The following is a 14,982-nucleotide window of genomic DNA, read 5'->3' as shown; positions in this document are numbered from 1 at the left end:
AAATATTCCCTAGATATCGAACGCTGACCGTTGGTTTCCTATACCCAGTTCCCTGTCACTTTTGGGTTTCGGCATCTCCCACTGCAGGTTTGCCACTTCCTGATTACCGGCAGCCAGGTCGCGGGATGGCCTCACCCTGGTCGCATTGTTAAATTCGTTTAACACCCCATAATTGCCATGTGGAAGCACCTCATCCGGCTTATTCATATGATTCTTTGTCTGAGCCCCCGGAAGCCTCCCTGTACGGTAATATTCTTTAGCCGCGATATTTCCATTCAAAGGATCGCGCCAGTCTGCACGATGCAGTAGATCTTCCCAGAACTTACCCGCTTTATAGTCAAATGAACGACATGGACCAATTGCCAGGTCAAACGCCATAGCATGGGATGGGGCAAATTCGCTCATAACGATCGATGAGTGCTGGCTGTAACCCACCGGGTCGGCTTTCTGCCATTCGTTTTCAAGCTCTTCGCGAGGTTTAAGCCATGTCAGCGTAAGTTGAGAAAAGTCTTTCGTTCCAATGACCTCACCATGAATAACTTCTACCTTTCGCTCATAGCTTTCCATTTTCAGCTCATCCGCCGTCAGAATATGGCCAGGGTGCCAACTCAGGCTTGCGTAACGGCTAAGCGAATAGGTGGCGCTGCGAGTTCGTTTGATAGCGTAGGCTTTTGCTGAATAGGAGATATAGGCATCCGGACTGTCCGGATCGATATACGCGGTATACGGTTTATCGCTCGTTTTCGGATCATTGTCCGGATGGTTATCCTGCCCCTGCAGTTTAAAGACGAACGGCTGCGGCAGTTCTTCTCCATTAACGACAACATCATGCGCGGTATAAGCCGTGTTGGTGAGAGAGCTATATTCCGCATCCCCTTTATGTGATGGCGGTAACTCAAAAGGCTTCCCGGTCGGGGCGATTCCGGTCTGCCCATGCTGATAGAACACCCGTTGATACAGATTGGGAATAGCACTGGCTATGTTCCTGGGGATCCCCCGCCAGCCAATTCCCTGAATATTCTTCAGCGATACCGTGCCATCGTTTGGACAGAAATAGTTATAGACCTTGCCATTATTGTCCCGACGGTACTTTTCATCCTGCCGCAGTGGGCTATCTGACGCTTTTCGTAACGTACAGGCCCCTTCCATTGCCAGCAAGTTAGCTTCTGATATTTCACCGCCTTTGTACTGAGTTGCCATCAACGCACAAAAATTTTTAAAGGTCGTTTGCCGGGCGTTATCCGTCTGGTGATGCCCGGGCTGAATATCTTCACTCAGACGCCCTTCCAGCGAATACGGCGAGTGATTCAAAATGACACAGTTAACTGGCTGGCTTCCGGCCTGTTTTACCAGCATATTCGCCAGCATGGTAATGATTGTGCCCTGGCTATGCGCAACGATATTAATCACATCATTTTCCGTCACTGGCTCACTTCGGATTGTCAGGATCAAATCGGCCAGACGTTGCGCGGCAAAAAACTGATAAATACGATGTGGATTAGGGAAAATAGGGTGCGTAAAATCACCGCCGTTCATGTACAGCGTGCTAAATCCAGCTGCGGCTAACGCTACCCCTCCCGCCCCCGGCCCTAACATATCCGGGATCGTGGTAGTCGCATTCGCAAAGGTCCCGCCCCCTTTGGCAAAGTTCGCTTCCAGCGCATTACCAAAGTTGTCGTTCTGGTACTTAAATGCACCTTTTCCGTCATTCCCCAGGCTGGCTTTTTTAGCCTCATTATCTTCCTGATAGGCGTCGAACGGCAGATGGGCCTGGTCCCTCAGCTTTCCTACTTCATTACGATAGCGTTTCTGATCTGCCACATAATCCGCATGAGTGACAGGCTTATACCCCCAATAGAACGGGATGATGGGTGAACGGCCGGGAACGGTGATTCGGTAGTCTTTCCATACGTGGGCGTAAAAATCCGGCCGATTAAGCCGTTTCTTCAGTCCGGCAATAATCCCCTTCTCCTGATTCTGGTACGCCTCGCCGACGTCGTTCACGCCATGGACCAAAATCACTATCCCCGGCATCGGTCGGGGAATGCCAACCCTGCAGGTCTTCGCCTCCAGCCCCAGTGATTTATGCACTCCCACATCGTTCTCGGACACAATACGCGGGCAATACGGCCTCTTTTTCTCGCCAGCCATTACAGTACCTCCAGTTTGTACGAATCAAGATCGGCCGAATCGAGCAATGGAGAGCAACCATTGCTGTCCGTCTCGCCCTCGAGCACTTCGCCGGTTGAGCTCTTGAGCCTGAAAGGACGATTCGCCAGAACCTGTTCCGGATCGTCAGAAGCATGCAGTTGATAGCGACGCGTAAAGGTTCCTTTATCAAAGGCAGGTGCTTGCACCTGCGCGCTTTCTGGCCCCAGATACCTGAGATTCGGCCCTTTAATATCGACCCCGACAGGAGAGAAAATCTCAACCTGGCCATCAGGGCTGATACGGATCCCGCCGCCTCCGCACACCAGTTGTATGCCCTGTTTGGCGCTGCCATGCAGTCTCCCGTCCGAACTGGTTAGCGTAAAATCCTGCTGAGAGAGCATATGTATGGCGCCGCGCTGCGCCTGCGTGGTGATATCCCCGGCGCCGGCAACCATCTGAATACCTAGCTTGCGGGCAAACAATGAGAGTGTTTCGCCAACGGCCAGCGAGAATTTCTTCATCACGTTCATACTGGCGTGACGACCTGCCGTCGTAATCACATCCTGTCCGGCGGACAGTTGCAGACTTTCCGGGGTCACATGCGCCTGTCCTTGCCCGCCATAGGTCAGCAGAGCTGCACCGCTGAGTCTATTCAGCGTCTGGCCGAGCGTATTTTGCCGATCGGTATCCACATTACTGGCGCCGGCCGTCAGTGCGCTTTGTTGCAATGTCATTGCCAGCGAGAGCGCTTTTTCCAGTTGCGTAATCGCGGCGGTCATATCCAACTGCTGCCCCTGGGCCCGCGGCTGCGCTTGCGTGGTGATCATCACCCCCTTTGCCGCACGCAAAGCCATCCAGTCATCGGTACGGGCCTCCAGCCCTTCCCCGCGTTTTTTTCCTTCCGCATCGACAAGGTGGCCCAGATTGAGTTGCCCCTTGCCGTGCTCCGTCGAAATCTTGATATGCTCCTTACCCCGGCGGTCCTCCAGACGGATTTTGTTCAGCGCTGCCGTGCGGATAATATTGCGGGTATCATTACGGTTTGTGACCAGATCGGGGCGAGCGCCGTCATGCATCACATGCGCAATGAAAGGCCTGTCCGGGTCGCCACCTTCAAAGGCAATGGCAACTTCCGTCCCATCCAGCAACGGAAAATGAAAACCGTAAGTGTCGCCGGCGTAAGGCCTGCCCAGCCGGACGAGTGCGCTTTCAAAGCCGCTGCGTTTTTCATTGAGATCAAAATCAAACTTCACGCAGTAACGCCCCCTGGCATCCACCCCGGCATACGTTTTATCCCTTCCGATAGAGGCCACCCGCGCGGGCACCGTACCGGCAATGACAGGTCGCGACAGATACTCTGGTCGAAAGTTGTATCCTGACAGATACGGAATGCCGGCGAGCTGCGCGTGATAATGCCGGGCTCGACTGCCCGTAATCGTCATGGTGGTAATCAAAAAACCCGGTTTGAAGCCGTCTGGTACCGGCCCAGTAAGATGAAACATAACGCCAGGCCGCAGCGCCGGATCGCTGGTTGTTGCACTGAGCCGGCTCTGCTCATTCAGTAGACGTTCATAGCGCAGGCGGGCGTAAAACGTGGCTGTCTCAGCTTCTGTTGCGTGAAAATCGCCGTCTGCGAGGTAATGATCGGCGTAGTGATACTCTCCCCCGGACGTAATCCCCTCCGGGATATCATTATTGATAATGGTTTTAACAGCTTGTGGAGAATACGGATCGCGATAGTTGTAGGTGCGTACTAATACCTGTTCAGGAACCAGCGAGTGCTGTTCTTCCAGATCGGTCACATACTCGTCATAGCTGGTCATCCCGGAATAGCGGACGTAGGGGAGTTTTTTATCGCGGTAAATGTATCGACTGTCAGAATCAGCAAAAATCACCACGGTTTCCGTCTGAACCTTATGGTGATTCTCAAAACGAAACCAGATGCCAATTTCAGCCAACAGCCGACGAATAAACTGCAGATCCGTTTCTTTCCACTGAATAATCATTCCCCTTCGAGGGTAGGTGTAACTCAGCCTGTCGAAATCGATATTATACCCTTTGAAGTAGCCGCTATTTTTCATGAGTTGCGTAACAACTTCCGGCACGGTGACATCCGTATACACCGCTGAGCGATAATTTTTATCCAGCAGCGCAAGCTCATGCTCCAGCACGCACTCATAAAGCGCCTCATCTGAGGACGACTTCAGGCGGGTAAATTGTGCTATAACGCCGTTAATCTGGCGTACCAGCAACCAGGCTGCCTCGCTCTGCCAACGCGCGTTCGGATTAGGTGCCCGAAGATAAAACTGCGCGATCTGATTGAGAACAGCTCCGGCGGGGATATTGTCATCGGCACTGGTAAAACGGATGATATAACGATACGGTTTACTGAGCGTCTCTTCGCCTATAAAAGAATGCACATCGACAGCCGTACTTTTGCTTCGCGGAAAGTAAAGCAAATAACGGTTTAATGTATCCTGTAATTGAATTATTTTAGTTTGTTCTGTCATAACCAAATATCCTTTTGATAACACAGCACTGACCAAAAATAATACGCCCAGCAACACAAAATTAAAATATAAGTTTATTATCCCATAATATATAATATTACCGGCCCATTATATTCACAGCGGAAATAAAATCCGTTCATTTAAAATCGACAAAAAAAGATGGGGTAAAGCAGATATTCAAGTCATTAAAAAGGGCTCCATGATAAACATGGAGCCCTTATTCGATATCAGGCCTGGCTGCCTGGTTGTCGTGGTAACAGCAAATTACGACTCCCAGGCCTGCTCCGCTTTCGTCGCGTCAAACTGCGGCGGCGGTTTACGGAAACGGCGGGTCAGGTAGGTCAGATAAAGCAATCCCAGCGCGGCCCACACCAGCCCCAGCGTCAGCGAGGTCGCCTCGAGGTTCAACCACAGCACCCCCACGGTCAGGGCGCCGACCATTGGCAACAGCAGATAGTGGAAGCGATCTTTCCAGGTTTTGTTATACCCCTTGCGCCGCCAGAAGTGGTTGTATACCGAGAGATTAACGAAGGTAAAGGCCACCAGCGCGCCGAAGTTGATAAGCGCCGTCGCGGTCACCAGGTCGAAGAACAGCGCCGACAGCGCGACGATGCCCACCATAATCACGTTCAGCGCCGGGGTACGCCATTTCGGATGCACATAGCCGAAAATGCGCTCCGGGAAGACGTTATCGCGGCCCATCACGTACAGCAAGCGCGACACGCTGGCGTGTGACGCCAGGCCCGATGCCAGGGTATTAACAAAAGTGGTGCACAGGAAAATCGACTGGAACAGCTTGCCGCCGACATACAGCGCTATTTCCGGCAGCGCGGCGTCCGGATCTTTAAAGCGATGGATATCCGGGAAGAACAGCTGCATAAAGAACGAGGCGACGATAAAAATAATGCCGCCGTACATCGCGGTAAGGAAGATGGCCTTCGGGATCACCCGCGCGGCATTCGGGGTTTCTTCAGAAAGCGTGGTAACGGCGTCAAAGCCGAGGAACGAGAAGCAGACAATCGTCGCGCCGGTAATAATCGGGATCAGATGCGCATTCTCGCTGATAAACGGCTGCAGCGACCAGACGGTGCCAACGCCCTCGCCCTTATGCAGCCCTTGTACCACCAGAATCACAAACACCACCATGATGGAGATCTGCACCAGCACGAACAGGGTATTGAAGTTGGCCACCAGGTTAACGCTTTTCAGATTCGCCGCGGTCAGAATGGCGACAAAGGTCACCACCCACACCCACGGCGGCACTTCCGGAAACAGCGCGGAGAGGTAGATCTTCGCCAAAAGGACGTTAATCATCGGCAGGAACAGATAGTCGAGCAGCGAGGACCAGCCGACCATAAAACCGATGTGCGGGCTAATTGATTTTTGCGCATAGGTGTAGGCCGAGCCCGCTTCCGGGAACTGGCGCACCAGCTTGCCGTAGCTGATGGCGGTGAACAGCACTCCAGCCAGCGCCAGCAAATACGAGGCCGGAACGTGGCCATTGCTGATACCGGAAACGATGCCGAAGGTATCAAACACCGTCATGGGGGTTAGATAAGCCAGCCCCATCATTACCACTTGCCACAGTTTGAGCGATTTACGCAGACGCGGTTTCCCCGCCTGAGCGGCGTTTTCTGCAGGAAGATTAGCAGCCATGACGCATTCCCCCCATGCCGACGACAGTTTGCGGGCACAAAGACCGGGTAACAAACCTGCTTAGCAAGGGGGTAAGGCGTAAATAAAAGGGTAAGACGGACCGATGAACGGCGGTAAGTTGGCATCCAATGCGGCCAAAGAGGCCCCCTTCTCCCTGCGGATATTTGAACATCTGCATCATCTCATTTCCTCGTCACACACTGTGTCGTTAACTGAAGCCCCGTTGCCGCCTGCGCTCCTTAACGCGACATCCGGGAAATGGCTGGGCTCCCAGCAAAAAAGAACGACCAGGCTCCGCTCAGGCCGTATGATGCTACCGATTAAACTAATGCGCCCCTTACGGGGCGAACATCAGGCGTTTTTCAACATCCACTCAATTTCCGTTTCTGTGATAAGACGCTCGAACTGCAGTAACTCATCATTCTTACAGGCGTGGTAAACGTGGCAGAAACGCTCGCCAAGACGCTCCCGCAGATGATCGTTTTGCATAAACTCCCACAGGGCGTCGCTCTGGCGGATCGGGAACGGCAAGCCTTCTTGTTCCAGACCGTTACCTTCCACCTCGTCCTGCAGCGGCAGCGGATTATCCAGCCCGTGCAGGATACCGGCGAAAATCGCCGCCATCACCAGATACGGGTTGGCGTCCGCCCCGGCTACGCGGTATTCAACGCGGTGGTTATGCCGATCGCCACACGGAATGCGCAGCGCTACCGTACGGTTGTTATGCCCCCATGACGCCTGCGTCGGCACATACATGCCCGCCTGGAAGCGACGATACGAGTTCACGTTCGGCGCCAGCAGCGCCATCGACGCCGGCATCAGATCAATCATCCCGGCCAGCACGCGTTTCAGCAGGGCTGAATCCTCGCCGTCCGCATCCGCCAGCACGTTTTCGCCCTTATTGTTTTGCATGCTGATATGGATATGCATCCCGCTACCCGCATGCTCTTCATAAGGTTTCGCCATAAAAGTGGCGTGCATCTTATGCTTCTCCGCCATTAAACGCACGAGACGTTTTAATGCCAGCGCATCATCGCACGCATCCAGCACGTTATCGGTGTGGTGGAGGTTGATTTCGAACTGCCCCGGAGAGGCTTCGGCCACCGCGCCATCCGCCGGGATCAGCTGTAACTGGGCCAGTTCGTCAATATCATTCAGTACATCGGCAAAATGGTTGAGGTTATCAACGGAATAGACCTGGCTTTGGGTATTACGGTCGTCGGTGCCGGGCGCGCACGGCGGCTGCAGGTAGCCTTCGGCATCGCGTTTGCGATCGAGTAAATAGAACTCCAGCTCTACCGCTACCACGGGGAACAATCCGCGCTGGCGGAGCTGCTGCCAGAGGCGGTTGAGTACGTTCCGCGGCTCAACGTCAAAGGGAGCGCCATCTTCATCAACCATGGTCAACAGGACCTGGCCGATGTATTCCGGATCGGCTGCCGAAGGGGTCAACGTGCCCAATACCGGGACACAGCTGCGGTCCGGTTCGCCCATATCCTGGCCAAGCCCGGCCTCTTCCACCACGTTGCCGAGAATATCCATCGCGAAAACGGACGCCGGGAAGTAGCAGCCCTTCTCCAGCTTGCTGAGGCTGGCGACCGGAATGCGTTTGCCGCGGAAGCAGCCGTTCAGGTCTGTGAGGAGTACATCGACATACTGAGTGTTGGGGTAGGTTTCGAGGTAGCGCTTCACTTCTTTAGCGAACGCGCTTACCCGTCTCTCTTCCGTCTGCTGAACAAAATTCTCAACTTCTACGATATTGGTATCCATGATTCACCGCCGTTGTTTTAGTTTTCGGACCCTGACTGAAAACGTCAAATATAATGTCCACCCTTCGAATGTGTATGCAAACAAAATGTTTGTCAAATGTTAAATTAAGTTTGCAAACGGCTATTTCCACTGCTAGATTGAGAAAATATTGAACGATATGGCCGTTTATCAGCCACTGGCGGTCATAATTTAGTCCACTTTGTGAGGGCGATCATGGAAAATATAATGTACAAGCCAGTTATTGGCGTCGTGATGTGTAGAAACAGGCTTAAGGGTCACCAGACCCAGACTCTGCAAGAAAAGTACCTGAATGCCATTGTTAACGCTGGCGGACTGCCGATTGCCCTGCCGCACGCGCTGGCCGAGCCGGAACTGCTGGATGCGTTAGTCGATAAACTGGACGGGATCTACCTGCCAGGCAGCCCCAGCAACGTGCAGCCGCACCTTTATGGTGAAAACGGCGATGAGCCTGACGCCGACCCCGGGCGTGATCTTCTGAGCATGGCGCTAATTAACGCCGCGCTCGAAAGGCGCATCCCCATTTTCGCCATCTGCCGAGGGCTGCAGGAACTGGTTGTCGCCACCGGCGGGACTCTGTATCGTCGTCTGTTTGAACAGCCGGAACTGCTGGAGCATCGCGAAGATCCTGAACTACCGGTGGAGCAGCAGTATGCGCCGTCCCACCAGGTGGAGGTGCAGGAAGGAGGTTTACTTTCTCAGTTAATACCGGGCTGCAACACGTTTTGGGTAAACTCGCTACACGGCCAGGGCGCAAAAACGCTGGGTTCGCGTCTGCGCGTGGAGGCCCGTTCACCGGATGGGCTGGTTGAGGCGGTCAGCGTCAACGACCACCCTTTCGCGCTGGGCGTGCAATGGCATCCTGAATGGAACAGTAGCGAATACGCCCTGTCGCGTATGTTGTTTGATGGTTTTATCACCGCCTGTCAGAGCCATGTCGCCGAAAAGCGGCGGCTCTGACCACTACAGTTAAGGAAATGCAAATATGAGCGATGACGGACTGGCGCCAGGGAAACGTCTGTCAGAGATCCGCCAACAGCTGGGTCTTTCACAGCGTCGTGCCGCCGAACTGTCTGGGTTAACACATAGTGCCATCAGCACCATAGAGCAGGACAAAGTCAGTCCTGCCATCAGTACGCTGCAAAAGCTGCTGAAAGTATATGGGCTGTCGCTCTCGGAATTCTTTTCTGAACCCGAAAAGCCGGATGAACCGCAGGTCGTCATTAATCAGGACGATCTTATCGAAATGGGGAGTCAGGGCGTTTCAATGAAACTGGTTCATAACGGAAATCCGAACCGTACGCTGGCGATGATTTTTGAAACTTACCAGCCTGGGACCACAACCGGGGAGAGAATTAAGCATCAGGGTGAGGAGATAGGCACCATACTGGAAGGTGAGATCGTGCTGACGATTAACGGTCAGTCGTACCACCTGGTGGCTGGACAGAGCTATGCCATTAATACCGGCATCCCTCATAGCTTCAGCAACACCTCGGCAGGTATCTGCCGCATTATCAGTGCCCATACCCCCACCACATTCTGATTTCTTAGCCTGAGCAGGTTTCAGGCTTTCTTCAGGCCTGTCGCGGCGGATGTAATATTTCCGCCGCGGCGAAGAACTCGCAGTACTAATACCTGCGCAGCGCGGAAATCTTATTTCCTGCCGGCCCAAAGATAATTAACGCCAGTGAATGGCGAAGAGACGGTTTTCTACCCCGGGGACGCCCTGCGCCCTGAGCAGCCTGAAAACGCCGAACCCTATATTTTGCCGATGATGTTTTTAAGGAGTCATGATGAATTTTCAGCACCTGGCTTACTGGCAGGAAAAAGCGAAAAAACTGGCCATTGAAACGCGCTTATTTATTAACGGCGAATATTGCGCCGCGGCCGATAATACCACCTTTGAGACTATCGACCCTGCCGCACAGCAGACATTAGCGCAGGTCGCCCGCGGTAAAACAGCCGACGTCGAACGGGCAGTGAAAGCCGCGCGTCAGGCTTTTGATAACGGCGACTGGTCGCAGGCCTCTCCGGCCCGGCGTAAAGCGGTTCTCACGAAATTTGCTGACCTGATGGAAACCCATCGTGAAGAGCTGGCACTGCTGGAAACGCTCGATACCGGCAAACCGATTCGCCACAGCCTGCGCGACGATATTCCCGGCGCCGCCCGCGCCATTCGCTGGTACGCCGAAGCGCTGGATAAAGTTTATGGCGAAGTGGCGCCCACCGGCGGCAACGAGCTGGCAATGATCGTTCGTGAACCGATTGGCGTGATTGCCGCGGTAGTGCCGTGGAACTTCCCGCTGCTGCTGGCCTGCTGGAAACTCGGCCCGGCGCTGGCGGCAGGTAATAGCGTAATCCTCAAACCCTCGGAAAAATCGCCGCTCACCGCCCTGCGTCTGGCTGGGCTTGCGAAAGAAGCCGGACTTCCGGACGGGGTGTTAAACGTGGTCAGCGGCTTTGGCCACGAGGCCGGACAGGCGCTGGCGCTGCATCCTGACGTTGAAGTCATCACTTTCACCGGATCCACGCGTACCGGCAAACAGCTGCTGAAAGATGCCGGCGACAGCAATATGAAGCGCGTGTGGCTGGAAGCGGGCGGTAAGAGCGCCAATATCGTCTTCGCCGACTGTCCGGATCTGCAAAAAGCGGTCAACGCCACCGCCGGCGGTATCTTCTATAACCAGGGGCAGGTCTGCATCGCCGGCACCCGCCTGCTGCTGGAAGAGAGCATCGCCGACGAGTTCCTGGCATTACTGAAAGCACAGGCGCAAAACTGGCAGCCGGGTAATCCGCTCGATCCCGATACCACCATGGGAATGTTAATTGATAACGCCCATGCCGACAGCGTGCACAGCTTTATCCGCGGCGGTGAAACCAAAAGCACGCTATTCCTCGACGGGCGCAAAAATCCGTGGCCTGCCGCCGTCGGCCCGACCATTTTCGTTGATGTCGACCCGGCCTCAACCCTCAGCCGCGAAGAGATCTTCGGCCCGGTGCTGGTCGTCACGCGCTTCAAAAGCGAAGAAGAGGCGCTGCAGCTGGCCAACGACAGCGACTACGGTCTTGGCGCCGCGGTGTGGACCCGCGATCTGTCGCGCGCCCACCGCATGAGTCGCCGCCTGAAGGCCGGCTCGGTCTTCGTCAACAACTACAACGATGGTGATATGACCGTCCCGTTCGGCGGCTATAAGCAGAGCGGCAACGGGCGCGATAAATCGCTGCACGCGCTGGAAAAATTCACCGAACTGAAAACCATCTGGATTGCTCTGGAGTCTTGATCATGACTGAACATACCACTAGCTACTACGCCGCCAGCGCCAATAAATATGAACCGTTCCCGACGCTGGAGGAATCAATCACCTGTGATGTCTGCGTCGTCGGCGGCGGCTACACCGGCCTCTCCTCGGCCCTGCATCTGGCCGAAATGGGTTACGACGTGGTGGTGCTGGAAGGCGCGCGTATCGGCTTCGGCGCCAGCGGCCGTAACGGCGGACAGCTGGTTAACTCCTATAGCCGCGATATCGACGTTATTGAGAAGAACTACGGCCCGGATGCGGCCAAAATGCTCGGCAGCATGATGTTCGAAGGCGGCGATATTATTCGCGAGCGCATTCAGCGCTACCAGATCCAGTGCGATTACCGCCCAGGCGGCCTGTTTGTGGCCATGAACCATAAGCAAATGGAAACGCTGGAAGAGCAAAAAGCCAACTGGGAGCGCTACGGCAATACCCAACTGGAGCTGCTCGACAGCCATGCCATTCGTCGCGAAGTAGACAGCGACCGCTACGTCGGCGCCCTGCTCGACCACAGCGGCGGCCATATTCACCCCCTGAACCTCGCCATCGGCGAAGCGGACGCTATTCGTCTTAACGGCGGCCGGGTATATGAGCAGTCGCCGGTGACCCGAATTCAGCACACCAGCCCGGCGGTGGTCAGTACCGCGCGCGGCCAGGTAACCGCGCGCTACGTGATCGTCGCCGGTAACGCCTATCTCGGCGACAAGCTTGAGCCGGAACTGGCAAAACGCAGCATGCCGTGCGGCACTCAGGTCGTGACGACCGCACCGCTGCCGGAAGCGCTCGCCCGCTCGCTGATCCCGAAAAACTACTGTGTGGAAGATTGTAACTACCTGCTGGACTACTACCGTCTTACCGGCGACAACCGCCTGCTGTACGGCGGCGGCGTTGTCTACGGCGCCCGTGACCCGGACGACGTTGAGCGGCTGATTATGCCGAAGCTGCTGAAAACCTTCCCGCAGCTGCAGGGGGTGAAAATTGACTACCGCTGGACCGGCAACTTCCTGCTGACCCTGTCGCGTATGCCGCAATTCGGCCGTCTCGATAACAATATTTACTACATGCAGGGCTACAGCGGCCACGGCGTAACCTGCACCCATCTGGCCGGACGCTTGATTTCAGAACTGCTGCGCGGCGATGCCGAGCGCTTCGATGCCTTCGCCAAACTGCCGCACTACCCGTTCCCGGGCGGGCGCAGCCTGCGAATTCCTTTTACCGCCATGGGCGCCGCCTACTACAGCCTGCGCGACCGCCTTGGGGTCTGATTTGCCGTTCGGTTCCGTGATTAACTTTTGCTAAAGGGTGTTTATTATGAGCAACAATGAATTCCATCAGCGTCGTCTTTCCGCTACCCCGCGCGGGGTGGGCGTTATGTGCAACTTCTTTGCCCAGAGCGCGCAAAACGCCACCTTGACCGATGTCGAAGGCAATGAATATATCGATTTCGCCGCCGGCATCGCGGTGCTGAATACCGGTCATCGTCATCCGCGGATGGTCGCCGCGGTTGAACAGCAGCTGCAGCAATTTACCCATACCGCCTATCAGATCGTGCCTTATGAAAGCTATGTGTCACTGGCAGAGAAGCTCAACGAACTGGCGCCGGTAAAAGGTCCAGCAAAAACCGCCTTCTTCTCTACCGGCGCGGAAGCGGTCGAAAACGCGGTGAAAATCGCCCGTGCCCATACCGGACGCCCCGGCGTTATCGCCTTCGGCGGCGGTTTCCATGGCCGTACCTATATGACGATGGCGCTAACCGGTAAGGTCGCGCCGTACAAACTGGGCTTCGGGCCGTTCCCCGGCTCGGTATACCACGTGCCGTACCCGTCAGCGCTGCACGGCATCAGCACCGCCGATTCGATTACCGCCCTTGAACGCCTGTTCAAAGCCGATATCGAAGCCAAACAGGTGGCGGCGATTATTTTCGAACCGGTACAGGGCGAAGGCGGTTTTAACGTCGCGCCGAAAGAGCTGGTTGCCGCAGTACGCCGCCTCTGCGATGAGCACGGCATCGTGATGATTGCCGATGAAGTACAGAGCGGCTTTGCCCGCACCGGTAAATTGTTCGCCATGGATCACTATGTCGATAAACCGGATCTGATGACGATGGCCAAAAGCCTGGCGGGCGGCATGCCGCTTTCCGGCGTGGTTGGTAACGCGCAGATTATGGATGCCCCGGCGCCGGGCGGCTTAGGCGGCACCTACGCCGGCAACCCGCTGGCGGTGGCGGCCGCGCATGCGGTGCTGGATATCATTGATAACGAAGCGCTTTGCGAGCGCGCCCAGTTCCTCGGCGAGCGCCTGCTGGCGACGCTACAGGAAGTTAAGGGCTGGTGTCCGGCGCTGGTGGAAGCGCGCGGCGTGGGTTCGATGATCGCCGCCGAGTTCTTCGATCCGGCGACCGGCGAACCGTCGGCGGCGATTGCGCAGAAAATCCAGCAGCAGGCGCTGGAGCAGGGCCTGCTGTTGTTGACCTGCGGTCAGTATGGCAACGTTATTCGCTTCCTCTATCCGTTGACCATCCCGGATGCCCAATTCTCCCGCGCGCTGACGATTCTGCAGAGCGTCACTCGTCTGTAACGCCCTCCGCCGGCGGCGCTGGTCGCCGGCTGTTTTCCTCGCTGCTGACGATACACTGCTGGGGATAGTGTTGCTGAAAATAGTGGCGCAGAAACTCCACGGTGGTGCGAATTTTGGCTGAGGTCGCCAGCCGCGACACGTAGACCGCCCAGACGTTGGCGGGCTGGAAGTAGTCCGGCAGCACGTGCACCAGATGGCCGCTGGCGATATTTTCACTGACATCCCACCATGAGCGTAACGCGATCCCCTGTCCATCCAGACACCACTGATGCACGATTTCACCATGGTTGGAGGAGAGCGGCCCGGTCACTTTGATCGCGTGCTGGCCCTCTTTGCTGTGCAATTGCCAGACGCCAAACGGATGGTCGCGCTCTTTAATCACCAGACAGGGCAAGGTAGCCAGATCGCTAAGCTGCTTCGGCTGCGGATGGCGGGCAAGAAACTGCGGCGACGCGCAGAGAATACGATGGTTGGTCGCCAGCTTGCGGGCGATCAGATTCGGCGCGATATCGTCGCCGACGCGAATATCGAGATCCACCCCTTCATTGACTAAATCCACCAGCCGGTCCTGGACATCGAAGCGCAGCTCAAGTTGTGGGTACTGGCGCGCCAGCGCCGACAGCGCCGGCGCCACCACCCGACGGCCAAAACCAAAGCTGCTAATAATACGCAGCGTTCCCTGCGGTACCTGACGCACGTCGGAAAGCTCGTCCATCATCTCATCCACATCCTGCAGAATGCGCTGCGCCCATTCGTAGATCCGCTCCCCCTCTTCGGTAATGGTGACCCGACGGGTGGTACGGTGCAGCAACATCACATGCAGGGTTTGCTCCAGCAGCGAAACCCGCTTGCTGACGAACGCCGGTGAGACGCCAAGCTCCTCGGCGGCGGCGGCAAAACCGGCCCGGCGAGCGACCAGCATGAACACGCGTAAATCATTTAGCAGCGGCAGATTATTCATGATCTGTGTTTTATGTTTCACCAGTTAGCGTGATTAATTA

At 55.6% G+C, this 14,982-nt stretch carries 10 protein-coding genes; 5 read left to right on the top strand and 5 right to left on the bottom strand.

All coding sequences use genetic code 11. From position 1 onward, the window contains the following. Positions 1–9 precede the first annotated feature (9 nt). The 4 genes from AC2CGP_RS15020 to AC2CGP_RS15005 form a co-directional block, all read right to left on the bottom strand. Positions 10–2,151, bottom strand: coding sequence for a T6SS effector phospholipase Tle3 domain-containing protein (locus AC2CGP_RS15020; RefSeq protein WP_475702350.1), 2,142 nt, complete (start codon positions 2,149–2,151; stop codon positions 10–12). Then, positions 2,151–4,661, bottom strand: coding sequence for a DUF2345 domain-containing protein (locus tag AC2CGP_RS15015; RefSeq protein WP_484502384.1), 2,511 nt, complete (start codon positions 4,659–4,661; stop codon positions 2,151–2,153). Before AC2CGP_RS15015 ends, AC2CGP_RS15020 begins: the two co-directional genes overlap by 1 nt. Before the next feature lie 264 nt (positions 4,662–4,925). Continuing rightward, the gene (locus tag AC2CGP_RS15010) at positions 4,926–6,317 is read right to left on the bottom strand and encodes an APC family permease (protein WP_015367261.1); all 1,392 of its coding nucleotides are present in this window, start codon (positions 6,315–6,317) and stop codon (positions 4,926–4,928) included. A 351-nt stretch (positions 6,318–6,668) separates the two neighbouring features. Then, positions 6,669–8,087 carry a glutamine synthetase family protein gene (locus AC2CGP_RS15005; RefSeq protein WP_015367262.1) on the bottom strand — a complete coding sequence of 473 codons (1,419 nt, stop codon included), beginning with the start codon at positions 8,085–8,087 and terminating at the stop codon, positions 6,669–6,671. A gap of 225 nt (positions 8,088–8,312) precedes the next feature. Between AC2CGP_RS15005 and puuD the strand changes: the two genes are divergently transcribed. The 5 genes from puuD (at position 8,313) to puuE (ending at position 13,981) form a co-directional block, all read left to right on the top strand. Beyond that, on the top strand, positions 8,313–9,065 hold the full coding sequence (gene puuD, locus AC2CGP_RS15000) for a gamma-glutamyl-gamma-aminobutyrate hydrolase (protein WP_161798760.1): 753 nt from the start codon (positions 8,313–8,315) through the stop codon (positions 9,063–9,065). 25 nt (positions 9,066–9,090) lie between these two features. Further along, complete coding sequence (gene puuR / locus AC2CGP_RS14995) at positions 9,091–9,648, top strand: HTH-type transcriptional regulator PuuR (RefSeq protein WP_002898590.1); 558 nt, start codon at positions 9,091–9,093, stop codon at positions 9,646–9,648. Between the two features lie 250 nt (positions 9,649–9,898). After that, positions 9,899–11,386: an aldehyde dehydrogenase PuuC gene (puuC, locus tag AC2CGP_RS14990; RefSeq protein WP_045386351.1), complete on the top strand. Its 1,488-nt coding sequence runs from the start codon at positions 9,899–9,901 to the stop codon at positions 11,384–11,386. A 2-nt stretch (positions 11,387–11,388) separates the two neighbouring features. Next, entirely contained in the window at positions 11,389–12,669 is a 1,281-nt protein-coding gene (locus AC2CGP_RS14985) for an NAD(P)/FAD-dependent oxidoreductase (protein WP_045365559.1), read from the top strand. Positions 12,670–12,715: 46 nt separating this feature from the next. After that, positions 12,716–13,981: a 4-aminobutyrate transaminase gene (gene puuE / locus AC2CGP_RS14980; RefSeq protein WP_032707736.1), complete on the top strand. Its 1,266-nt coding sequence runs from the start codon at positions 12,716–12,718 to the stop codon at positions 13,979–13,981. Here puuE and AC2CGP_RS14975 read toward each other — a convergent pair. Then, positions 13,968–14,963, bottom strand: coding sequence for a LysR family transcriptional regulator (locus AC2CGP_RS14975; RefSeq protein WP_015367267.1), 996 nt, complete (start codon positions 14,961–14,963; stop codon positions 13,968–13,970). The two genes, puuE and AC2CGP_RS14975, sit on opposite strands and share 14 nt — an antisense overlap. Positions 14,964–14,982: the final 19 nt, after the last annotated feature.

This window comes from Klebsiella sp. SYXHC3, assembly GCF_057196925.1.
Note: the sequence above shows the minus strand (reverse complement) of the source record. Positions and strands in the feature narration are given on the sequence as shown.